General features: G+C 71.7%; 20 protein-coding genes and 2 pseudogenes. 11 read left to right on the top strand and 11 right to left on the bottom strand.

Annotated elements, in window-relative coordinates; all coding sequences use genetic code 11:
* Positions 1 to 38: 38 nt before the first annotated feature.
* Positions 39 to 866, top strand: a complete 828-nt coding sequence (locus HUV60_RS21710) for an endonuclease I family protein (protein WP_257848909.1) — start codon at positions 39 to 41, stop codon at positions 864 to 866.
* A 181-nt stretch (positions 867 to 1047) separates the two neighbouring features.
* Here the strand turns inward: HUV60_RS21710 and HUV60_RS21705 are convergent, their stop codons facing one another.
* The gene (locus HUV60_RS21705; protein ID WP_331462011.1) at positions 1048 to 1257 is read right to left on the bottom strand and encodes a hypothetical protein; all 210 of its coding nucleotides are present in this window, start codon (positions 1255 to 1257) and stop codon (positions 1048 to 1050) included.
* Between the two features lie 266 nt (positions 1258 to 1523).
* Here HUV60_RS21705 and HUV60_RS34010 point away from each other — a divergent pair, with 266 nt between their 5' ends.
* From HUV60_RS34010 to HUV60_RS21690, 3 genes and pseudogenes are all read left to right on the top strand, one after another.
* Entirely contained in the window at positions 1524 to 1961 is a 438-nt protein-coding gene (locus HUV60_RS34010) for a hypothetical protein (RefSeq protein WP_443047372.1), read from the top strand.
* Positions 1934 to 2329: pseudogene (locus tag HUV60_RS21695) on the top strand (DUF5753 domain-containing protein); the annotation flags it as partial. The gene HUV60_RS34010 and the pseudogene HUV60_RS21695, both read left to right, overlap by 28 nt.
* Complete coding sequence (locus HUV60_RS21690) at positions 2322 to 2543, top strand: DUF397 domain-containing protein (protein ID WP_257848907.1); 222 nt, start codon at positions 2322 to 2324, stop codon at positions 2541 to 2543. The pseudogene HUV60_RS21695 and the gene HUV60_RS21690, both read left to right, overlap by 8 nt.
* Positions 2544 to 2704: 161 nt before the next feature.
* Here the strand turns inward: HUV60_RS21690 and HUV60_RS21685 are convergent, their stop codons facing one another.
* The 7 genes from HUV60_RS21685 to speB all read right to left on the bottom strand — a co-directional run bounded on the left by HUV60_RS21685 (position 2705) and on the right by speB (position 7814).
* Entirely contained in the window at positions 2705 to 3088 is a 384-nt protein-coding gene (locus HUV60_RS21685; protein ID WP_234307891.1) for an RloB family protein, read from the bottom strand.
* On the bottom strand, positions 3088 to 3312 hold the full coding sequence (locus HUV60_RS21680; protein ID WP_042170959.1) for a hypothetical protein: 225 nt from the start codon (positions 3310 to 3312) through the stop codon (positions 3088 to 3090). The genes HUV60_RS21685 and HUV60_RS21680 overlap by 1 nt, the downstream gene beginning before the upstream one ends.
* 157 nt (positions 3313 to 3469) lie before the next feature.
* On the bottom strand, positions 3470 to 3880 hold the full coding sequence (locus HUV60_RS21675; protein WP_257848906.1) for a VOC family protein: 411 nt from the start codon (positions 3878 to 3880) through the stop codon (positions 3470 to 3472).
* A gap of 81 nt (positions 3881 to 3961) precedes the next feature.
* Entirely contained in the window at positions 3962 to 4354 is a 393-nt protein-coding gene (locus HUV60_RS21670; RefSeq protein ID WP_257848905.1) for a helix-turn-helix domain-containing protein, read from the bottom strand.
* Positions 4290 to 5072 carry a hypothetical protein gene (locus HUV60_RS21665; protein ID WP_257848904.1) on the bottom strand — a complete coding sequence of 261 codons (783 nt, stop codon included), beginning with the start codon at positions 5070 to 5072 and terminating at the stop codon, positions 4290 to 4292. The genes HUV60_RS21670 and HUV60_RS21665 overlap by 65 nt, the downstream gene beginning before the upstream one ends.
* Before the next feature lie 52 nt (positions 5073 to 5124).
* Entirely contained in the window at positions 5125 to 6837 is a 1713-nt protein-coding gene (locus tag HUV60_RS21660; protein ID WP_257848903.1) for a thiamine pyrophosphate-binding protein, read from the bottom strand.
* Positions 6834 to 7814, bottom strand: coding sequence for an agmatinase (gene speB, locus HUV60_RS21655; protein ID WP_257848902.1), 981 nt, complete (start codon positions 7812 to 7814; stop codon positions 6834 to 6836). The genes HUV60_RS21660 and speB overlap by 4 nt, the downstream gene beginning before the upstream one ends.
* Before the next feature lie 313 nt (positions 7815 to 8127).
* On the opposite strand from speB, the gene HUV60_RS21650 reads away from it, so the two are divergent.
* Positions 8128 to 8928 carry a phosphatase gene (locus HUV60_RS21650; RefSeq protein WP_257848901.1) on the top strand — a complete coding sequence of 267 codons (801 nt, stop codon included), beginning with the start codon at positions 8128 to 8130 and terminating at the stop codon, positions 8926 to 8928.
* 170 nt (positions 8929 to 9098) lie between these two features.
* On the opposite strand, the gene HUV60_RS21645 is transcribed toward HUV60_RS21650, so the two are convergent.
* The 3 genes from HUV60_RS21645 to HUV60_RS21635 form a co-directional block, all read right to left on the bottom strand.
* Positions 9099 to 9995, bottom strand: a complete 897-nt coding sequence (locus HUV60_RS21645; protein WP_257848900.1) for an acyl-CoA thioesterase — start codon at positions 9993 to 9995, stop codon at positions 9099 to 9101.
* A 47-nt stretch (positions 9996 to 10042) separates the two neighbouring features.
* A complete protein-coding gene (locus tag HUV60_RS21640) occupies positions 10043 to 11200 on the bottom strand; it encodes an acyl-CoA dehydrogenase family protein (RefSeq protein ID WP_257848899.1) in 1158 nt (385 codons plus the stop codon).
* A gap of 187 nt (positions 11201 to 11387) precedes the next feature.
* Positions 11388 to 11984 carry an SACE_7040 family transcriptional regulator gene (locus tag HUV60_RS21635; RefSeq protein ID WP_257848898.1) on the bottom strand — a complete coding sequence of 199 codons (597 nt, stop codon included), beginning with the start codon at positions 11982 to 11984 and terminating at the stop codon, positions 11388 to 11390.
* 84 nt (positions 11985 to 12068) lie between these two features.
* Here HUV60_RS21635 and HUV60_RS21630 point away from each other — a divergent pair, with 84 nt between their 5' ends.
* The 6 genes and pseudogenes from HUV60_RS21630 to HUV60_RS21605 all read left to right on the top strand — a co-directional run bounded on the left by HUV60_RS21630 (position 12069) and on the right by HUV60_RS21605 (position 19784).
* Entirely contained in the window at positions 12069 to 13685 is a 1617-nt protein-coding gene (locus tag HUV60_RS21630; RefSeq protein ID WP_257848897.1) for a carboxyl transferase domain-containing protein, read from the top strand.
* 28 nt (positions 13686 to 13713) lie between these two features.
* A complete protein-coding gene (locus tag HUV60_RS21625) occupies positions 13714 to 15687 on the top strand; it encodes an acetyl/propionyl/methylcrotonyl-CoA carboxylase subunit alpha (protein ID WP_257848895.1) in 1974 nt (657 codons plus the stop codon).
* Positions 15684 to 16631 (top strand): hydroxymethylglutaryl-CoA lyase, encoded by a 948-nt coding sequence (locus tag HUV60_RS21620; protein ID WP_257848894.1) that lies wholly within the window; start codon positions 15684 to 15686, stop codon positions 16629 to 16631. The genes HUV60_RS21625 and HUV60_RS21620 overlap by 4 nt, the downstream gene beginning before the upstream one ends.
* Positions 16632 to 16637: 6 nt before the next feature.
* Positions 16638 to 17801 carry an acyl-CoA dehydrogenase family protein gene (locus tag HUV60_RS21615; RefSeq protein ID WP_257848893.1) on the top strand — a complete coding sequence of 388 codons (1164 nt, stop codon included), beginning with the start codon at positions 16638 to 16640 and terminating at the stop codon, positions 17799 to 17801.
* Between the two features lie 241 nt (positions 17802 to 18042).
* A complete protein-coding gene (locus HUV60_RS21610) occupies positions 18043 to 19089 on the top strand; it encodes an ABC transporter substrate-binding protein (RefSeq protein ID WP_257848892.1) in 1047 nt (348 codons plus the stop codon).
* 45 nt (positions 19090 to 19134) lie between these two features.
* A pseudogene (locus tag HUV60_RS21605) lies at positions 19135 to 19784 on the top strand (siderophore-interacting protein).
* The last annotated feature ends 112 nt before the right edge of the window (positions 19785 to 19896 follow it).

Below are 19896 nucleotides of genomic sequence, written 5' to 3'. Positions count from 1 at the left end.
GCGCCCTGACTCAACCCGCGTAGATCGGACGCCCCCACATGCTCGCGATACGCATGCGCACCCGGCGCCACAAGGCGTCGGCGTGCGCCACGGCCGCCGCGCTCACCGCCCTGGCCGTCCCCGCCCTCACCGCGACCCCCGCCACGGCCACGACCCCCGCCACCGCCACGAACACGGCCTACGACTCGACGTACTACAAGAACGCGGTCGGCAAGACGGGGACCGCCCTGAAGTCCTCGCTGCACACGATCATCAGCAGCCAGACGAAGCTGTCCTACTCGGGCGTCTGGAACGCGCTGAAGGCCACCGACCAGGACCCCCGCAACAGCAACAACGTGGTCCTGCTGTACTCGGGCCTCTCCCGCGGCAAGTCCCTCAACGGCGGCGACACCGGCGACTGGAACCGCGAGCACGTGTGGGCCCAGTCCCACGGCGGCTTCGGCACCTCCACCGGCCCCGGCACCGACATCCACCACCTGCGCCCGACGGACGTCCAGGTCAACAGCATCCGCGGCAACAAGGACTTCGACAACGGCGGCAGCGCCGTCTCGGGCGGCGGCGGCAGCCTCACCGACTCCGACTCCTTCGAGCCCCGCGACGCCGTCAAGGGCGACGTGGCCCGCATGATCTTCTACATGGCGGTCCGCTACGAGGGCGGCGACGGCTGGGCCGACCTGGAGGTCAACAGCAGCGTCAACAACGGCAGCAACCCCTACATGGGCAAACTCTCCGCGCTGAAGGCGTGGAACGAGCAGGACCCGCCGGACGCCTTCGAGGAGCGCCGCAACCAGGTCATCTACGACTCCTACCAGCACAACCGCAACCCGTTCATCGACCACCCGGAGTGGGTCGAGGCGATCTGGTAGGGCCCCGCGACGCCCGTGGTGCCCGGCGACGGTCCCCGAGCACCACGGCACCACCCCGGCAGCCCCGCCCGCCCGGACGAAGCCCTACCCGTCGGCCTCGCACCGTCCGACCTCGAGGAAGTACCGCAGGGCGTCCGGGGTGCGTTCGTCCGGAGCCGCTTCCGCCGCTGCGCGCAGGGCGTCACTGATGCCCGGGGTCGGCCAGGAGCCGGAATACGGCACCACGGTCGCCCTCGAACCGAGCAGGGCGGTACCCCGTCCCGAGCCAGGCCCGCACCTCCTCCACGGCGCCGTTGTCGAGGAGCTGGTTCGCCTCCCGGATCACCCGCTTACCACTGCCGGGATCAGCCAGCAGCCGGAGGATGGCGACGCGCAGGCCGTGCACGTCCATCTCGTCGTACGGGGAGCCCGTCTCCGACGCCTCGGCGACAGCGACGGGCGCCGGCAGCCAGGGCGAGGGGCGCGCGGAACAGCCTCACAGGGGCAACCACCTTGCGTCGTAGGCATGTCGTACGGCTGAGAGCTTCTCCCCGGGCGGAACCGTCCGCATCAACGCCCGAATCAGGGAGCCTTCACCGCCCGCTCGTTGCCCGCGCCCGCCCGCAACCATCCCGCGTCTGCCTGCGGTTGTCCGGACGAACTCAGACCTTCGGCCGGGTGAAGCGGATCAGGACACGGCTGAGCGTGCGGACGTACGGTGCGTTGTTCCGGTACGTCCGCACGCTCGGCGGAGGGGGCGGGTCAGACGCCGGGGGCCTCTTCAGGGGTGACGTGGGAGGCTTCGTCGTCGTGGGGCACGGGGAGACGCGCTCCCCTGCTGCGGGCGATGCGATGCACGTCGTGGAGCGCCTCGGCCAAGCACGCCGCGAGGTGACGGAGTTGAGGAGCGGTGGCTTTGCCGTCGCCCAGGAGATCGACGGCGTGGCCGAGAAGGTCGTCGGCCATGCCGAGCTGGACGGCCTCGACGTCGTCGGCGAGGCGTGCAAGACGGCCCGTGCCGGTGCCGTCGGTGACGAGGTAACAGGGGTTGCCGTCGAGGTTGGACCAGGGGAGGAGACGGGGCCGGCCGACCAAAGATCCTTGCCGACCCAGTGACACCCGTAGTGTGGGCGCTACTGGATGAGGCGGTGCTACGACGCCGGATCGGTGACCCGGAAGTCATGGCGGAGCAGATCAACCACCTCATCAGACTCGCCGAGGCCGAACGGATCCAACTGCACCTTCTACCGTTCACGTTGGGCATGCATCCCCTCATGAGCAACATGCTCACGCTGATGTGGTTCGAGGATCAGCCGCCTGTGGCCTATAGCGAAGGCCTGTATATGGGGAAGATCCATGACAGTCCGTCTGTGGTTCAGGAGCTGCAGCATCGCTACGATTTCGCACTGGGCAACGCTCTGCCGCTCAGGGAATCACTGGCTCTGCTCAGGGCAACAGCAAGGGACTACGAACATCATGGCTGACCGAGCGATACCGAACGCAGGGGCGCTGAAGGGCTGGCGGAAGTCCTCTCACAGCAACGACCAGGGCGGCAGCTGCCTGGAGGTCCTGGACAACTACCCCACGGGCGTCCCCGTCCGCGACTCCAAGGCCCCCGAGGGGCCCGCACTGGTCTTCCCCTCGGCCGGGTGGGCGTCGTTCGTTGCAGGGGTCAAGAACGGACACCTTTTCATCTGACTACTCACCGCGACGATTCGTCCGGCCCGCCTTGTGGCGCGGGCCGGACGTCCCCACTCAGGCCGCCGCGGCATGTACCGCAACCTGCCCAGACAGCAAGTCGTCCACAAGCCCTTGCTTGAGTTGACGCAGCTTCGCAAGCTCGGCGAGGCCGAGAGGGGTCAGTACGTGTCGATGTGCAGCGCCTTCTGATCCAGCGCGTCGCGGACGTACTTGTAGTTGTCGTGGTCGAAGAGGCACCAGACCTGAGGCAGGTACTCAGCCTCCAGCTTGGCCCGCTTCGCCTTGCGGTCCTCTTCGCGCTTCAGCCTGATCGCCTGCTCGACGAGGTCGAGCGGCTTGCGCCCGCTGTCCGCCCTGCGGTTGGCGATGTGTATCTCCACCGGCACCTCGTCGGCGAGTGGGACGCCCTGGTCCTTGAGGATGTCGAGATACGAGGGCTCGGTCACCTTGCCCTCGGTGAAAACGAAGACCTGACGCCTGCGCTGCCCGCCCCGTCGAGCCGGACGCTCCCACGAGTCCCTGCCCTTCTGCGCCCGCCCCATCAGTCGCGCCCCGCCCTGTCCGCTCGCTCGCCCGTCCCGTCGTACGCGCCGGCCTCACGCGCCACCAGCAGCCTCCGCGCGATCTGCCCCTCCAGGAGAGCCGGAACCCCGCCGAAGACCCCGGCGAGATAGGACTGCGTGAGGTCCTCGTCCTCGCCCGGCTCCGCATCGGTGAGCGGGTACAGCCCGGTCGCCCCGTCCTTGTCTTTCTCCGTCAGCCACACCTGCGCCGGGGCGAGGAGCCGCTCGCCGCTCGAGGCGATCCGGTGGCGGACGGTCCCCTGATACGGGCGGCGACGGGCACCGGCCGTCCGCTCCGCGCAGGTGCGTCGCGGAGCGGGCGAGCCCGTCCCGGCCCGCCCGGCATCCGCCCGGAACGTCTCAGACCTTCGGCTGGGTGAAGCGGATGCGGTTGCCGAAGGGGTCGCGCAGGCCGCAGTCGATTCCGTACGGGCGCTCGGTGGGTTCCTCGGTGAACTCCACGCCTCTCTCCCGCAGCCTCTCGTAGGTCTTGCGGCAGTCGTCCGTGGTGAGGACGAGCCAACCGCCCATGGCGCCCTTGGTCACCAGCTCGCGTACCTGCTCCGCCGTCTCCTCCGACATCGCCGGAGCGCCCGGCTTCTCCAGGAGGATCTGCCGCTCGGGGTGGCCGGGGACGCTGACGGTCAGCCAGCGCATGAAGCCCATGTCGATGTCCGCGGCGACCTCCAGACCGAGCGTGCCGGCGTAGAAGTCGAGGGCCTGGTCCTGGTCGAGGACGTATATCTGTGACTGCGTGATGGCGTTGAACATGACGCTCACGCTATCGAGCCGGCCGGACGGAAACTTATCCGGAACTGCTCGGTTGCCGGCCGCCGGACACCTGCCGGAAGGTCAGGTACTCGGCCGGGTCCACGCCATCGTGAAGCACGTCGGCACGCCCACGGCCCTCGCCTCCTTGCGGTACGTGCGTGGTGACCGGCCGACGATGTCGCGGAACGTACGGCTGAAGGTTCCCGGGCTGCCGAAGCCGACCTCGAAGCCGATGTCCGTCACGCTGCGGCCGGTCTCCCGCAGCAGGAACATCGCCCGTTCCACCCGGCGGCGCTGGAGGTAGCGGTGCGGTGTCTCACCGAACGTGGCCCGGAAGGTCCGCGTGAAGTGCGCCGGTGACACGTGCGCGATGCGCGCCAGGGCGGGGACGTCCATCGGCTGCGCGTAGTCACGGTCCATCGCGTCCCGCACCCGGAGCATGCGGCGGTTGGTCTCTTCGGCGGCGCGGCTCACGCTGCCATCCCATCACGGTCCACCCGCCGCCCACCACGCGCGGACCGGCTCTGCTCGATCGGCTTCTCGCCCCGTGGCGGCCGGCGCGGGCCACGGAGGGCCGGGAGAGGACGGTGACGGCGACGGAGAGGGCGGCCAGGGCGGTGATCCTGGTGCCGGGGGTGAGGCACAGGGCGGCGGCGAGGCCGAGGACGGCCGTGCCGCCCGAGGTGATGTTCATCAGCGACCGCGCCACCGCGTACGTGGAGGCGGGGACGACGTCGGCGAGCAGCCCCCACCGCGTTCCGGTGCCGAGGGACTGGAAGAACCCCAGCACCAGGAGCAGGCCGAACCGGGCGGCCGGGGGCAGCCCCGGGACCGCCTGCGCGGCGACGCCCGCCGGGGAGCGGCACTGGAGCGTGACGAGGGTCCGGCGCGGGCGGTGCCCGTCCGCGACCGACATCGGGGTCAGCGCGCCGAGCACCGTGGCGAACGTGGCGCCGTACACGCTCACGGCGGTCAGGAGCGGGGACCCGGTCCTGTCGTCGACCAGCGTGCCGAGCGCGAAGCCCGACAGGGTGCTCGCGGCGACCGTCAGCGTGAGACCGACGTACAGGCCGGCGAACTCACGGTTGCGGAGCAGGGCGCGGTAACCGGCGGGAGGAGCCCCGGTGGGGGAAGCCCCGGTGGGGGCGGGAGTGCGTGCGGAAGGGGGCGCGGAGGCGTCGTCGGAGGGCATGAAAAAAGCCTCCGTATGCGCCCGCTGGGCGCCGGAGGCCAACTCGCACAGTCTAGCGGGGAGTTCGGCCGGCAGGCGTCCGGTCCAGGTGGGTCGGTGCGAACATCCGCAGGACCGTGGGGAGGACGACCACCGACGGGCCCGGCGTGTTCAGGGCCCGGGACAGGTCCTGTTCCAGGGTGCCGGGGGTGGTCCGCACGCCCGGGACGCCGAAGGACCGTGCCAGGGCCGCGAAGTCCGGGCGGGTCAGGTCGGTCGCCGTGGCCTCGCCGTAGGCGTCGGTCATGTACGCGCGCAGGATGCCGTAGCCGCCGTCGTCGACGATCAGCCAGGTGACGTCGAGGTCGTACTGGCGGGCGGTGGCCAGTTCGGCGACGGAGTACAGGGCGCCGCCGTCCCCGGAGACCGCGAGGACCGGGCGGGTGGGGTCGGCGACCGCCGCGCCGAGGGCGGCCGGGAGGCCGTAGCCGAGGCCACCGGCGCCCTGGGCGGAGTGCAGGCGGTTGGGTCCCTTGGCGTCGAAGGCGGACCAGGCCCAGTAGGCCAGGACCGTCATGTCCCAGAAGGAGGGCGAGTCTGCGGGCAGGGCGCGGCGGACCGACGCCAGCACCTCCTGCTCCAGGGTCAGTCCCTGGGAGGCGATGCGTTCGGCGACCTTCGACAACAGCGTGCGCACGCGCTCCGGCGCCGCCTCGTCCTCGCGCGGCTCCACCGTCTCCAGCAGGGCCTGGAGGGCGAGGCGTGCGTCCGCGTGGATACCGAGCGCGGGGTGGTTGGACTCCAGCTTGCCGAGGTCCGCCTCGATCTGGACGATCCGGCCGCGCGGCGTGAACGTGTGGTGGTTCGAGGAGAGTTCGCCCAGACCCGAGCCCACGACCAGGAGCACGTCGGCGTCCTGGAGGAAGTCCGTCGTGTGCCGGTCCTCCAGCCAGGACCGCAACGACAGCGGGTGCGTCCAGGGGAAGGCGCCCTTGCCGCCGGGGGTGGTGACGACCGGCGCCCGGAGGCGTTCGGCGAGCTTGCGGAGCTTGCCCGAGGCGTCGGAACGGATCACTCCCCCGCCCGCGATGATCGCGGGGCGCTCCGCGTGCGTCAGCCAGTGGGCGGCCACCGCCGTCAGTTCGGGGCGCGGGGGCAGCTCGTCGGGGGTGGCGTCCATGGCCGTCACGACCGGGAGGGACGTCGGGGCCGCCAGCACGTCCTGCGGGATCTCCACCCACACGGGGCCGTGTGGCACCGTCAGCGCCGACTTCCAGGCCCCGGTGACCGCCGACGGGATCTGGGACGCGGTGCGCGCGGTGTGGACGGACTTGACCACGCCCCGGAACGAGGCGGCCTGGTCGGGCAGTTCGTGCAGATAGCCGTGGCGGCCTCCGCCCAGTCCCGCCGTCGGCACCTGGCTGCCGATCGCCAGCACGGGGGCGGAGGCGGCGGCGGCCTCCTGGAGCGCGGGCAGCGCGGTCAGCGCGCCCGGCCCGGTCGACAGCAGCAGCGGGGCCGCCTCGCCGGTGACGCGGCCGTACGCGTCCGCCGCGAAGGCGGCGTTGTTCTCCACCCGCAGCCCGACATACCGGAGGTCCGAGCGGCGCAGGGCGTCGAAGACGCCGAGCGCGTGCCGGCCGGGCAGGCCGAAGACGGTCGTCGCGCCGAGGCCGGCCAGGGTCTCCACGACCAGGTCGCCGCCCGTGCGGCCGTCGGGCGGGTTCAGCGCGGCCTCCGTCTGTGCGGCGGTCGGGCGGAGCACCAGGTCGTGGTCGTGGGTCACGTGCTCTCGTTCTCCTCGCGGGCCCCGGCGATCCGACGGGACATGATCGTGGTCAGCTCGTACGCCGTGTGGGAGGCGGCGACCGAGGTGATCTCCGCGTGATCGTACGCGGGGGCCACCTCGACGAGGTCGGCCGAGACCAGGTTGCAGGAGGCGAGTCCGCGCAGGATCTCGAGCAGCTCACGGGAGGTCAGGCCGCCCGCCTCGGGGGTTCCGGTGCCGGGGGCGTGGGCCGGGTCCAGGCAGTCGATGTCGACGGAGATGTACAGCGGGCGGTCGCCGATGCGCTGCCGCAGCTGGTCGGCGACCTCGTCGGCGCCCCGGCGGTAGACGTCGGCGGAGGTGACGATGCCGAAGCCCATCTTCTCGTCGTCGGTGAGGTCCTGCCGGCCGTAGAGCGGGCCGCGGATGCCGACGTGGGAGAGGGCCTCGGTGTCGAGGACGCCCTCCTCCACGGCCCGGCGGAACGGGGTGCCGTGCGTGTACTCGGCGCCGAAGTAGGTGTCCCAGGTGTCCAGGTGGGCGTCGAAGTGGAGCAGGGCGACCGGGCCGTGCCTCTTCGCGACCGAGCGCAGCAGCGGCAGCGCGATGGTGTGGTCGCCGCCGAGGGTCATCAGGCGGGCGCCGGTGCCGAGCAGGTCGTCGGCGGCGGCCTCGACGGTCTCGACGGCCTCGTTGATGTCGAACGGGTTGACGGCGATGTCGCCGCCGTCCGCGACCTGGGCGAGGGCGAAGGGGGAGGCGTCCTGCGCGGGGTTGTAGGGGCGCAGCAGCCGGGACGCCTCCCGGATGGCGTTGCCGCCGAACCGGGCGCCCGGCCGGTAGGAGACGCCCGAGTCGAACGGCACGCCCACCACGGCGATGTCGGCGCGGCCGACCTCGTCGAGCCGGGGCAGCCGGGCGAAGGTCGCGGGGCCCGCGTACCGGGGGACGCGGGACGAGTCGACGGGCCCGCGGGGCGTCTCGTTGCTGCTCATGGGGTACTGCCTTCTTTCCTGCGCTTCGTCGCGTGGGCACTGCCTGCCGCATGACTCCAATGACGCCGGGGACCTGGCCCGGCCTTACTGTCAGCGACGTTAGGCGGCCGGAAAGCGGGCTGCAAAGTGTACGTTTCATCCACTTCGGACGGCGGACATGGAGGAAACGTCCACCCTGCCGGACCCACGGCCGGCCCTCGGGGGACACGGCCGCGGTGAGTACGCGTGCGGAGGCCGCCCGAGTACGTGACGCGCGTCCCAGGGGGGCAGTACGCCGGGTACGCCCGGCCCCGGCTGCTCCACAATGGGAGGCATGCCGATATCCGGGACGCCCAGCCGCGCCGAACTCCTCGTCCACCTCGCCGCCACCCGTGTCGCGGGCGACGTCGCCACCCCGCGCGAGAACAACCTCTCCCACTACCGCAAGCTGGCGAACGGCGACCGCCACTACTGGCTCGGCCTGGAGCTCGGCGACCGCTGGAGCGACGAGCAGGACGTGCTCGCGGTGATGGCGGAGCGGGTCGGCGTCAGCGACGACGCCGAGCACCGGTACGGCCAGGACACCATCGATCCCGAGCTGACCGTGGCCGGCCTGGAGCGGATGGCGGGGCGGCTGCGCAAGGCGGCGGACGGGCGGCAGCGGGTGCTGCTGGCCACCGGTCACCCCGGCGGGCTGCTCGACGTGCACCGGGCCACGGCCGCCGCGCTGCGCGCCGCCGGCTGCGAGATCGTGGTGATCCCGGACGGGCTGGCCACGGACGAGGGCTACGTGATGCAGTTCGCGGACGTGGCGGTGCTGGAGCACGGTGCCACGCTGTGGCACACGCACTCCGGTGAGCCGATGAAGGCCGTTCTCACCGCCCTGGAGCGCGAGGGCCGCCCGCTGCCGGACCTGGTGGTCGCCGACCACGGCTGGGCGGGCTACGCGGGGCAGCACGGCGTCGACTCCGTCGGCTACGCGGACTGCAACGACCCGGCGCTGTTCCTGGCCGAGGCGGAGGGCACCGTCCAGGTGACGGTCCCCCTCGACGACCACGTGGTCAGCCCCCGCCACTACGACCCGATGACGGCGTACCTGCTGGCGGAGGCGGGACTGGACCGGGGCGCCCGCTAGGTCCTGGCGGGAGTTTCCCGTCTGCCGTGCGGCGTCCGGCACGGCAGACGCCGCACGGCCGGATCACCCCGGTACGTCCGGTACGAGGGCGGTCCGGCCGCACACCGATGCACCGCACCGGACGCCGCAAGGCCACCCCTCGGGCGACGCCGGGACACTCCAGACAGGACCTAGCAGGCCGGTGAGGGACTCTCGCGGGGGACGCGGACCAGGCCCTCCTGGATGACCGAGACCGCGAGGCGGCCGTCCTGGGTGTAGATGCGGGCCTGGCCGAGGCCCCGGCCGCCGTGCGCGGACGGGGACTGCTGGTCGTACAGCAGCCACTCGTCGGCACGGAACGGGCGGTGGAACCACATGGCGTGGTCGAGGGAGGCCCCGACCACGTCCCCCACCGCCCAGCCGCCGCGGCCGTGGGCGAGGAGGACCGAGTCCAGCAGCGTCATGTCGGAGACGTACGTGGCGAGGACGACGTGCAGCAGGGGCTCGTCGACCTCACCGCCCAGCTTGCCGTTGGTGCGGAACCACACCTGGGAGTGGGGTGCGCGGGGCTCGCCGAAGCGGCCGTAGGGAGGCTCGGCGCCGTAGCGCAGGTCCACGGCCCTGCGGGCCTCCAGGAAGCGCTCGACGACGTCGGGGGCGAGATGCCCGTAGTCGCGCAGCCGTGCCTCGGAGGTGGGCAGGGTGGCCGGGTCGGGCGCGGACGGCATCGGCTCCTGGTGTTCCAGGCCCTCCTCGTGGATCTGGAAGGACGCCGAGAGGTGGAAGATCGGCTTGCCGTGCTGGACCGCGACGACGCGGCGGGTGGTGAAGGAGCGGCCGTCGCGGATCCGGTCGACGGTGTAGACGATCGGCGCGCCGGCGTCGCCGGGGCGCAGGAAGTACGCGTGCAGCGAGTGGGCGGGCCGGTCCGCGGGGACGGTCCGCCCGGCGGCGACCAGCGCCTGCGCGGCGACCTGCCCGCCGAAGACGCGGGGGACGACGGCGAAGCGGGACTGGCCGCGGAAGATGTTCTCCTCGATCTGTTCGAGATCGAGGAGATCGAGGAGTTCCTGCAGTGCCTGGCTCATGGGGTCAGTTGTACCGGTACGTGTAGAGGCCAGGGATGTCGGTGGCCTTACAGGCCCATGTCCTTGGCGATGATCGTCTTCATGATCTCGCTGGTGCCGCCGTAGATGCGGTTGACGCGGTTGTCCGCGTACAGACGGGCTATCGGGTACTCGTTCATGTAGCCGTAGCCGCCGTGCAGCTGGAGGCAGCGGTCGATGACGCGGTGCGCGACCTCGGTGCAGAACAGCTTGGCGGAGGCGGCCTCGGCGGGGGTGAGTTCGCCCGCGTCGAGGGCCTCGGTGGCGCGGTCGGCGACGGCCTCGGCGGCGTCCACCTCGGCCTGGCAGGCGGCCAGCTCGAACTTGGTGTTCTGGAAATGGGCGACCGGCTTGCCGAAGACGGTGCGCTCCTGCACGTACTGCTGGGCGAACCGGACGGCGGCCTTGGCCTGCGCGTAGGCGCCGAAGGCGATGCCCCAGCGCTCGGAGGCCAGATTGTGGCCGAGGTAGGAGAAGCCCTTGTCCTCCTCGCCGAGGAGGTCCTCGACAGGGACCTTGACGTCGACGAACGCCAGCTCGGCGGTGTCGGAGGTCCTCAGACCGAGCTTGTCGAGCTTGCGGCCGACGGAGTAGCCCTCGGACCTGGTGTCGACGGCGAACAGGGAGATGCCGTGGCGGCGGTCCTCCGCGGTCGGCGCGGCGGTGCGGGCGCAGACGATCACCTTGTCGGCGTGGACGCCGCCGGTGATGAAGGTCTTGGCGCCGTTGAGGACGTAGTGCGTGCCGTCCGCGCTCAGCTTGGCGGTGGTCTTCATGCCCGCGAGGTCGGAGCCGGTGCCCGGCTCGGTCATCGCGATGGCCCACATCTCCTCGCCGGTGGCGAACCTGGGCAGGTAGCGCTTCTTCTGCTCGTCGGTGGCGAGCATCTTGATGTAGGGCAGGGCGAGCAGCACGTGCACGCCGGAACCGCCGAACTGCACGCCCGCGCGGGCGGTCTCCTCGTAGAGGACGGCCTCGAACTTGTAGGTGTCCAGGCCCGCGCCGCCGAACTCCTCGGGGACAGTGATCCCGAAGATGCCCAGCTCACCCAGCTTGTGGTAGAAGTCGCGGGGTGCCTGGCCCGCCGCGAACCACTCGTCGTAGACGGGGACGACCTCGGCCTCGATGAAGGCGCGGACGGTCTCCCGGAACGCCTCGTGATCCTCGTTGAAAACCGTACGGCGCACGCCGCCACCCTTTCCTGCGCCCAAACCGGCGCCGCTCTCGCGTACCTGGTTGCTCGCCGTGGGGGTTCCTCGGTCGATGGCTGCGGCCCCACACGGCTAAGCGCTTGCTCAGGGTCTTAACCGTACCGGTGGGTAGCCAAAGCCGTCCAGACCGCCGGCCGCGTAACGCTCGTCACGTGCGCCGGCGTCAGGCCGTGCCCACCGCGGCGAAGGCGCCGCGGGCCATCCGGTGCAGGAGGGCCGCCGTCGCGGCACGGCCGGGCAGGGAGCCGGGCCGGGCGAGGTGCGGGGTGGAGTTGAGCAGCCCGAACACGGAGTGCACGGCCGAGCGGGCGGCGGCCTCGGTCAGGTCCGGGTAGAGCGCGCGCACCACCTCGACCCACAGCTCGACGTACTGCCGCTGCAACTGCCGCACCAGCTTGCGGTCGGCGTCCCGGAGGCGGTCCAGCTCACGGTCGTGCAGGGTGATGAGGGGCCGGTCGTCGAGCGCGAAGTCGATGTGGCCCTCGATCAGCGAGTCCAGGACCCCCTCGGGAGCCGCTCCGCCGACCTCCTTCAGCCGCTGCTTCGCGCCGGTGAGCAGCTGACCGCTGATCCCCACGAGGAGCTCCGAGAGCATCGCGTCCTTGCCCGCGAAGTGCCGGTACAGGCCGGGTCCGCTGATGCCGACCGCGGCGCCTATCTCATCGACCCCGACTCCGTGGAAGCCGCGCTCGGCGAACAGCCGCGCGGCCTCCTTGAGGATCTGCTCGCGACGGGTCGGGGCGTCGGTTCTGATGGCCATGGGAACGATTCTAGACAGCGGGGTTAGCGCTCGTTAACCTGAGTGAAACCGTTAACGCTCATTAACCAGTGAGGGGACCGGCAGATGGACGAGGCACCGGAGCTCCACAGCGCGGCCGATCCCGCGTCGGAGTTCTTTCGGGCCAACGAGGAGGCGCACCGCGCGCTCGTCGAGGAGCTGCGCGCCAAGCTGGCGGCGGCCGCGCTCGGCGGCGGTGAGCGGGCGCGGGCCCGGCACACCGCGCGGGGGAAGCTGCTGCCGCGCGAGCGGGTGGACACCCTCCTCGACCCCGGTTCGCCGTTCCTGGAGCTGGCCCCGCTGGCGGCCGACGGAATGTACGAGGGGCAGGCCCCGGCGGCCGGGGTGATCGCCGGGATCGGGCGGGTGGCGGGGCGCGCGTGCGTGGTCGTCGCCAACGACGCGACCGTCAAGGGCGGCACGTACTACCCGATGACGGTGAAGAAGCACCTGCGCGCGCAGGAGGTGGCCCTGGACAACCGGCTGCCCTGCGTCTACCTGGTGGACTCCGGCGGCGCCTTCCTGCCGATGCAGGACGAGGTCTTCCCGGACCGGGACCACTTCGGGCGGATCTTCTACCACCAGGCCCGGATGTCCGGTGCCGGCATCCCGCAGATCGCGGCGGTGCTGGGCTCGTGCACGGCGGGCGGGGCGTACGTCCCGGCGATGAGCGACGAGGCGGTGATCGTCCGCGGCCAGGGCACGATCTTCCTCGGCGGTCCGCCCCTGGTGAAGGCGGCCACCGGCGAGGTGGTCACGGCGGAGGAGCTGGGCGGCGGCGAGGTCCACGCGCGGGTGTCGGGCGTCACCGACCATCTCGCCGAGGACGACGCGCACGCGCTCAGGATCGTGCGGAACATCGTCGCGACGCTGCCCGCGCGCGGTCCGCTGCCCTGGCGGGTCGAGCAGTCCGTCGAGCCCGAGGTCGACCCCGGGTCGCTGTACGGCGCGGTCCCGGTCGACCCCCGTACGCCGTACGACGTGCGGGAGGTCGTCGCGCGTGTGGTGGACGGTTCGCGGTTCGCGGAGTTCAAGGCGGAGTTCGGACAGACCCTGGTGACCGGCTTCGCCCGGATCCACGGCCATCCGGTGGGGATCGTCGCCAACAACGGCATCCTGTTCTCCGAGTCGGCCCAGAAGGGCGCCCACTTCATCGAGCTGTGCGACCAGCGCGGGATCCCTCTGGTCTTCCTGCAGAACATCTCCGGCTTCATGGTCGGCAAGGACTACGAGGCCGGCGGCATCGCCAAGCACGGCGCCAAGATGGTGACGGCGGTGGCGTGCACGCGGGTGCCGAAGCTGACGGTGGTGGTCGGCGGTTCCTACGGCGCGGGCAACTACTCGATGTGCGGCAGGGCGTACTCGCCCCGCTTCCTGTGGATGTGGCCGGGCGCCAAGATCTCGGTCATGGGCGGCGAGCAGGCCGCCTCGGTGCTGGCGACGGTCAAGCGGGACCAGCTCCGGGCGCGTGGCGAGGAGTGGCCGGCCGAGGACGAGGACGCGTTCAAGGCACCGGTCCGCGCCCAGTACGAGCGGCAGGGGAACGCCTACTACGCGACGGCCCGCCTGTGGGACGACGGAGTGATCGACCCGCTGGAGACCCGGCAGGTCCTGGGCCTGGCCCTGACCGCGTGCGCCAACGCGCCACTGGGCGAACCCCAGTTCGGCGTCTTCCGGATGTGAGGGACGGACGACTGTGACAGATCGAGCGATGTTCGAGACGGTTCTGGTGGCCAACCGGGGCGAGATCGCCGTCCGGGTCATCCGCACCCTGCGGTCGATGGGCGTGCGCTCGGTGGCCGTCTTCTCCGACGCGGACGCCGACGCCCGGCACGTCCGCGAGGCGGACACGGCGGTACGGATCGGGCCGGCGCCCGCCGCGGAGAGCTACCTGTCGGTGGAGCGGCTGCTGGAGGCCGCCGCCCGCACCGGTGCCCGGGCGGTGCACCCCGGCTACGGCTTCCTCGCCGAGAACGCGGGGTTCGCGCGGGCGTGCGAGGAGGCGGGGCTGGTGTTCGTCGGGCCCCCGGCGGACGCGATCTCCCTGATGGGCGACAAGATCCGCGCGAAGGAGACGGTGAAGGCGGCCGGTGTCCCGGTCGTCCCCGGCTCCAGCGGCAGCGGCCTGACGGACGGGCAGCTCGCCGACGCCGCCCACGAGATCGGCGTACCGGTGCTGCTGAAGCCGTCGGCGGGCGGCGGCGGCAAGGGCATGCGCCTGGTGCGGGACGCGGCGGCGCTGCCCGACGAGATCGCCGCCGCCCGTCGCGAGGCCCGCGCCTCCTTCGGCGACGACACACTCCTGGTCGAGCGGTGGATCGAGCGCCCCCGGCACATCGAGATCCAGGTGCTGGCCGACGGCCACGGCGACGTCGTACACCTCGGTGAGCGCGAGTGCTCGCTCCAGCGCCGGCACCAGAAGATCATCGAGGAGGCGCCCAGTGTGCTCCTCGACAAGGAGACCCGGGCCGCGATGGGCCGGGCGGCGGTCCAGGCGGCCCGCTCCTGCGGTTACCGGGGCGCGGGCACGGTGGAGTTCATCGTGCCGGGCGACGACCCCGCCTCGTACTGCTTCATGGAGATGAACACCCGCCTCCAGGTGGAGCACCCGGTCACCGAACTGATCACGGGACTCGACCTGGTGGAGTGGCAGCTGCGGGTGGCGGCGGGTGAGCGGCTCGGCTTCACGCAGGAGGACGTCAGGCTCACCGGCCACGCCGTCGAGGCCCGCGTCTGCGCCGAGGACCCGGCGCGCGGTTTCCTCCCCTCGGGCGGCACGGTGCTCAGGCTGCGCGAGCCGCAGGGCGGGGGGTCCCCCCTGCGCGAAGGGTCTGGGGGAGGCGTCCGCACCGACTCCGGGCTGAGCGAGGGCACGGAGGTCGGCAGCCTGTACGACCCCATGCTGTCCAAGGTGATCGCGTACGGCCCCGACCGCGCGAGTGCGCTGCGCAGGCTCCGGGCGGCGCTCGCGGAGACGGTGACGCTGGGCGTGCAGACCAACGCCGGGTTCCTGCGGCGGCTGCTCGCACACCCGGCGGTGGTCGGCGGCGACCTGGACACGGGGCTGGTGGAGCGGGAGGCGGAGGGCCTGGTCCCGGCCGACGTACCGGAGGAGGTGTACGAGGCAGCCGCGGCCGTACGTCTGGACGCGCTGCGGCCGCGTGCCGAGGGCTGGACGGACCCGTTCTCGGTGCCGAGCGGCTGGCGTCTGGGGGGGACGCCGAAGCCGGTCGCGTTCCACCTGCGCGTGACGGGACTCGAACCCGTGACCCACAGGGCCCGGGGCACCCACACCGTCACCGACGACCTGGTGTCGGTGACGCTGGACGGTGTCCGGCACACCTTCCACCGCGCCGCCGACTGGCTCGGCCGGGACGGCGACGCCTGGCAGGTGCGCGACCACGACCCGGTCGCCGCGTCCCTCACCCGCGCCGGCCGGGCGGGCGCCGGCTCGCTGACCGCGCCGATGCCCGGCACGGTGACGGTGGTGAAGGTCGCCGTCGGCGACGAGGTGGGCGCGGGCCAGAGCCTGCTGGTGGTGGAGGCGATGAAGATGGAGCACGTCGTCTCCGCCCCGCACGCCGGCACGGTCACCGAACTGGACGTGGCCCCGGGTACGACGGTCGCCATGGACCAGGTGCTGGCGGTCGTCACCCCCGCGGCCACGGGAGAAGAGAGGGCGTGAACGCCATGGAACCGGGCCTGCCCATGACCGTACCGGCAGAGGGCCTGCCCGCGCGGGTGCGGATCCACGAGGTCGGCGCGCGCGACGGACTGCAGAACGAGAAGGCGACCGTGCCGACGGCCGTCAAGGCGGAGTTCATCCGCCGCCTGGCCGGCACGGGCCTGACCACGATCGAGGCGACGAGCTTCGTGCACCCCGAGTGGGTCCCCCGGTTGGCGGACGCCGAGGACCTGTACACGGCGGTGTCCGGCCTGCCGGTGTCGCTGCCGGTCCTGGTGCCCAACGAGCGCGGCCTGGAGCGCGCGCTGGCGCTCGGCGCCCGGCGGGTGGCGGTCTTCGCCAGCGCCACGGAGCCCTTCGCCAAGGCCAACCTCAACCGCACGGTGGACGAGGCGCTGGCGATGTTCGAGCCGGTGGTGACCCGGGCGAAGGACGAGGGCGTCCACGTCCGCGGCTACCTGTCGATGTGCTTCGGCGACCCCTGGCAGGGCGCGGTACCCCTCTCCCAGGTGGTGAGGGTCTGCACGGCCCTGCTCGACATGGGCTGCGACGAGCTGAGCCTGGGCGACACCATCGGGGTGGCGACCCCGGGCCAGGTGACCGCCCTGCTCACCGCGCTCACCGACGCGGGCGTGCCCGTGGGCGCGCTGGGCGTGCACTTCCACGACACCTACGGCCAGGCCCTGTCCAACACGCTGGCCGCGCTCCAGCGGGGCGTCACCACGGTCGACGCCTCCGCCGGCGGACTGGGCGGCTGCCCGTACGCGAAGTCCGCCACCGGCAACCTCGCCACCGAAGACCTCGTGTGGATGCTGCGCGGACTCGGCATCCACACCGGGGTCGACCTCGGCCGTCTCGTCGCCACGAGCGTCTGGATGGCCGCCCACCTGGGCCGACCCAGCCCGTCCCGTACCGTCCGAGCCCTCTCCCACCAGGAGCAGTGAACGACCATGGACCACAGGCTCTCCCCCGAACTGGAAGAACTCCGCCGTACGGTCGAGGAGTTCGCGCACGACGTCGTGGCGCCGAAGATCGGTGACTTCTACGAGCGGCACGAGTTCCCGTACGAGATCGTCCGCGAGATGGGCCGCATGGGCCTGTTCGGCCTGCCGTTCCCGGAGGAGTACGGCGGGATGGGCGGCGACTACTTCGCGCTGGGCGTGGCGCTGGAGGAACTGGCCCGGGTGGACTCGTCGGTGGCGATCACCCTGGAGGCCGGTGTCTCGCTGGGCGCGATGCCGCTGCACCTCTTCGGCACCGAGGAGCAGAAGCGCGCGTGGCTGCCCCGTCTGTGCTCCGGCGAGATCCTGGGCGCGTTCGGCCTGACGGAGCCGGACGGCGGCAGTGACGCGGGCGCGACCCGCACCACGGCCCGCCTGGACGAGACGACGGACGAATGGGTGATCAACGGCACGAAGTGCTTCATCACCAACTCGGGCACGGACATCACGGGCCTGGTCACGGTGACGGCGGTCACCGGCCGGAAGCCGGACGGCAGGCCGCTGATCTCGGCGGTCGTCGTCCCGTCGGGCACCCCGGGCCTCACGGTGGCGGCCCCGTACTCGAAGGTCGGCTGGAACGCCTCGGACACGCGGGAGCTGTCCTTCCAGGACGTCCGCGTCCCGGCCGCGAACCTGCTGGGCGAACAGGGCCGGGGCTACGCCCAGTTCCTGCGCATCCTCGACGAGGGACGGATCGCCATCGCGGCACTGGGCACGGGGCTGGCGCAGGGCTGTGTGGACGAGTCGGTGAGGTACGCGAAGGAGCGGCACGCGTTCGGCCGTCCGATCGGCGCCCACCAGGCCATCCAGTTCAAGATCGCGGACATGGAGATGAAGGCCCACACCTCCCGCCTGGCCTGGCGCGACGCGGCGAGCCGCCTGGTGGCCGGTGAACCCTTCAAGAAGGAGGCGGCGCTGGCCAAGCTGTACTCGTCCACGGTCGCGGTGGACAACGCCCGTGACGCCACCCAGATCCACGGCGGCTACGGCTTCATGAACGAGTACCCGGTGGCCCGCATGTGGCGCGACTCCAAGATCCTGGAGATCGGCGAGGGCACGAGCGAGGTACAGCGGATGCTGATCGCCCGGGAGCTGGGGCTGCCGACGGGCTGACGGACGCGGCGGACGCAACAGGCCGGCGAAGGACCGACGGCTCGGGAGACGGGCGGCCCGGTGACCCCGGCCCGCCCGCTCACCCCCTTCGCCACGGGCGTCGCCGCCGTTCCGGGGGGCGAGGAAGACCAGACTCCCTCTGGACATGTCATGAGGTTAGGCTAACCTAAACCATGCCTCGGATCCGAGGCGCCGCAAGCCTGCACCCCACGGCTCCGTACGCACGAAAGCAGACCCGCCCATGTCGAACGCCAGAACCGCCCGCTTCTCCCGTCGAGGCATCCTCGCCGCCGGTGGCGCCCTCGGACTCGGTGCCGTGCTCGTCGCCTGCGGGGGCGAGGAGACGAAAAGCGGTGACTCGGACGCGTCGGCGGTGGACAAGGGGTCCGGCCCCTGGTCCTTCAAGGACGACCGCGGCACGACGGTGAAGCTGGACAAGGTGCCCGCGAACATCGTCGCGTTCACGGGTGTCGCCGCGGCCCTCCACGACTACGGCGTCGAGGTCAAGGGTGTCTTCGGCCCGACGAGGACCAAGGACGGCAAGGCCGACGTCCAGGCCGGCGACCTGGACATCAGCAAGGTGACCATCCTGGGCAACGTCTGGGACCAGTTCAACGTCGAGAAGTACGCGACCCTCGCCCCCGACGTCCTGCTCACCACCACCTTCGACGACGCGGGCACCCTCTGGTTCGTCCCCGAGACGTCCAAGGACAAGATCGCCAAGCTCGCGCCGAGCGTCGCCATCTCCGTCTACGACCGCCAGCTGACCGCGTCGCTGGAGCGCATGGGGGAGCTGGCCGAGTCGCTGGGCGGCGATATGAAGGCCGCGAAGGTCACCGATGCGAAGAAGCGCTTCGAGGAGGCCTCGGAGCGGCTGCGCCAGGCGGCGAAGGCCAACCCCGACATCAAGGTGATGGCCGGTTCGGCGAGTGCGGAACTGTTCTACGTCTCCGGCACGAACTTCTCGGTCGACCTGGAGTACTACAAGGCCCTCGGCGTGAACTTCGTCGAGCCGACGGAGAAGGCCAAGGAGCCCACCGGCGGCTGGTTCGAGAGCCTGAGCTGGGAGAACGTCGACAAGCACAAGGCCGACCTCATCATCATGGACGACCGCACCTCGGCCATGCAGCCCGCCGACATCACCGAGGCGACCTGGAAGAAGCTGCCCGCGGTCGAGGCAGGCCAGGTCATCGGGCGTTCCGCCGAACCGATCCTGTCCTACGACAAGTGCGTGCCGCAGATCGAGGCCCTCGCCGAGGCCATCGAGAAGGCCGAGAAGGTCAGCTGACCCGTCGTCCGAATCCTCCCGTCCGCCCCGTCACCGGAGCCGTACGTGACCACAGCCGTAGCCGCCCCGTTCCGCTTCTTCTCCCTCCAGGTCGCCGGAACGAGGCGGCTCGGTCCGTCCCTGGTCCGGGTCACCTTCACCGGGACCGATCTGCACGCGTTCCGGTCCGACGGACTGGACCAGTCCCTGTCCCTGTTCCTGCCGCACCCGGGGCAGGAGGAGCCGGTCGTGCCGGTCGGGCTCGGTGACGGGTGGTGGCAGGGCTGGCGCGAACTCCCCGACGACGTCCGCGCGGTGATGCGGTCGTACACCCTGCGGAACCTGCGGACGGACGCCGGCGGCATCCAGGACCCGGCGACCGACGACGAGGCCCGGATCCCTGGTTCGTGCGGGACGCGGGCGGCGGCGCCGGGGCCGTCCAGGACTCCCCCATGGCCTTGGACGGCCCGCGCGACGGCAGCCTCCGCGCCCCCGGCGCCGGACTCCCGCCCGCCGAGCGACCGTACGTGCGGCTCTCGGGCGAGTCCGGCAGCGTGAGGCAGCTGCGGCGGCACTTCGTCGGCGAGTGCGGTCTCGGCCGCCGCCGCGTCACCTTCGCCGGGTACTGGCGCCGCGGCCTGACGGAGGAACAGCTGTGCGAAGAGCGTTGGCGACGAGTCCGGCCGTCCCCCGCCCCACCCCTCGTGACGCAGTGACGACGGTCACCGTGGTAACGGGAATGAAACGCAGACCATTAGGTTAGGCTCACCTAAGTAAAACGGGCCGCACTGCGGCGCGCCCGCTCCCTCCCCGCACCGGACCGTCCCC

It is taken from the genome of Streptomyces sp. KMM 9044 (assembly GCF_024701375.2).
Classification (GTDB): domain Bacteria; phylum Actinomycetota; class Actinomycetes; order Streptomycetales; family Streptomycetaceae; genus Streptomyces.
This window is presented reverse-complemented; position numbering and strand designations above follow the sequence as displayed.

What these genes read in the sequence shown, in the direction of transcription:
- HUV60_RS21665 (WP_257848904.1), bottom strand. Translation starts at nt 5,072, where the DNA reads ATGCCCTCCGACGACGCCTCCGCGCCCCCTTCCGCACGCACTCCCGCC.
- HUV60_RS21615 (WP_257848893.1), top strand. Translation starts at nt 16,638, where the DNA reads ATGGACCACAGGCTCTCCCCCGAACTGGAAGAACTCCGCCGTACGGTC.
- HUV60_RS21710 (WP_257848909.1), top strand. Translation starts at nt 39, where the DNA reads ATGCTCGCGATACGCATGCGCACCCGGCGCCACAAGGCGTCGGCGTGC.
- HUV60_RS21625 (WP_257848895.1), top strand. Translation starts at nt 13,714, where the DNA reads ATGTTCGAGACGGTTCTGGTGGCCAACCGGGGCGAGATCGCCGTCCGG.
- HUV60_RS21690 (WP_257848907.1), top strand. Translation starts at nt 2,322, where the DNA reads ATGGCTGACCGAGCGATACCGAACGCAGGGGCGCTGAAGGGCTGGCGG.
- HUV60_RS21650 (WP_257848901.1), top strand. Translation starts at nt 8,128, where the DNA reads ATGCCGATATCCGGGACGCCCAGCCGCGCCGAACTCCTCGTCCACCTC.
- HUV60_RS21630 (WP_257848897.1), top strand. Translation starts at nt 12,069, where the DNA reads ATGGACGAGGCACCGGAGCTCCACAGCGCGGCCGATCCCGCGTCGGAG.
- HUV60_RS21705 (WP_331462011.1), bottom strand. Translation starts at nt 1,257, where the DNA reads ATGGACGTGCACGGCCTGCGCGTCGCCATCCTCCGGCTGCTGGCTGAT.
- HUV60_RS21610 (WP_257848892.1), top strand. Translation starts at nt 18,043, where the DNA reads ATGTCGAACGCCAGAACCGCCCGCTTCTCCCGTCGAGGCATCCTCGCC.
- HUV60_RS21645 (WP_257848900.1), bottom strand. Translation starts at nt 9,995, where the DNA reads ATGAGCCAGGCACTGCAGGAACTCCTCGATCTCCTCGATCTCGAACAG.
- HUV60_RS21685 (WP_234307891.1), bottom strand. Translation starts at nt 3,088, where the DNA reads ATGGGGCGGGCGCAGAAGGGCAGGGACTCGTGGGAGCGTCCGGCTCGA.
- HUV60_RS21635 (WP_257848898.1), bottom strand. Translation starts at nt 11,984, where the DNA reads ATGGCCATCAGAACCGACGCCCCGACCCGTCGCGAGCAGATCCTCAAG.
- HUV60_RS21675 (WP_257848906.1), bottom strand. Translation starts at nt 3,880, where the DNA reads ATGTTCAACGCCATCACGCAGTCACAGATATACGTCCTCGACCAGGAC.
- speB (WP_257848902.1), bottom strand. Translation starts at nt 7,814, where the DNA reads ATGAGCAGCAACGAGACGCCCCGCGGGCCCGTCGACTCGTCCCGCGTC.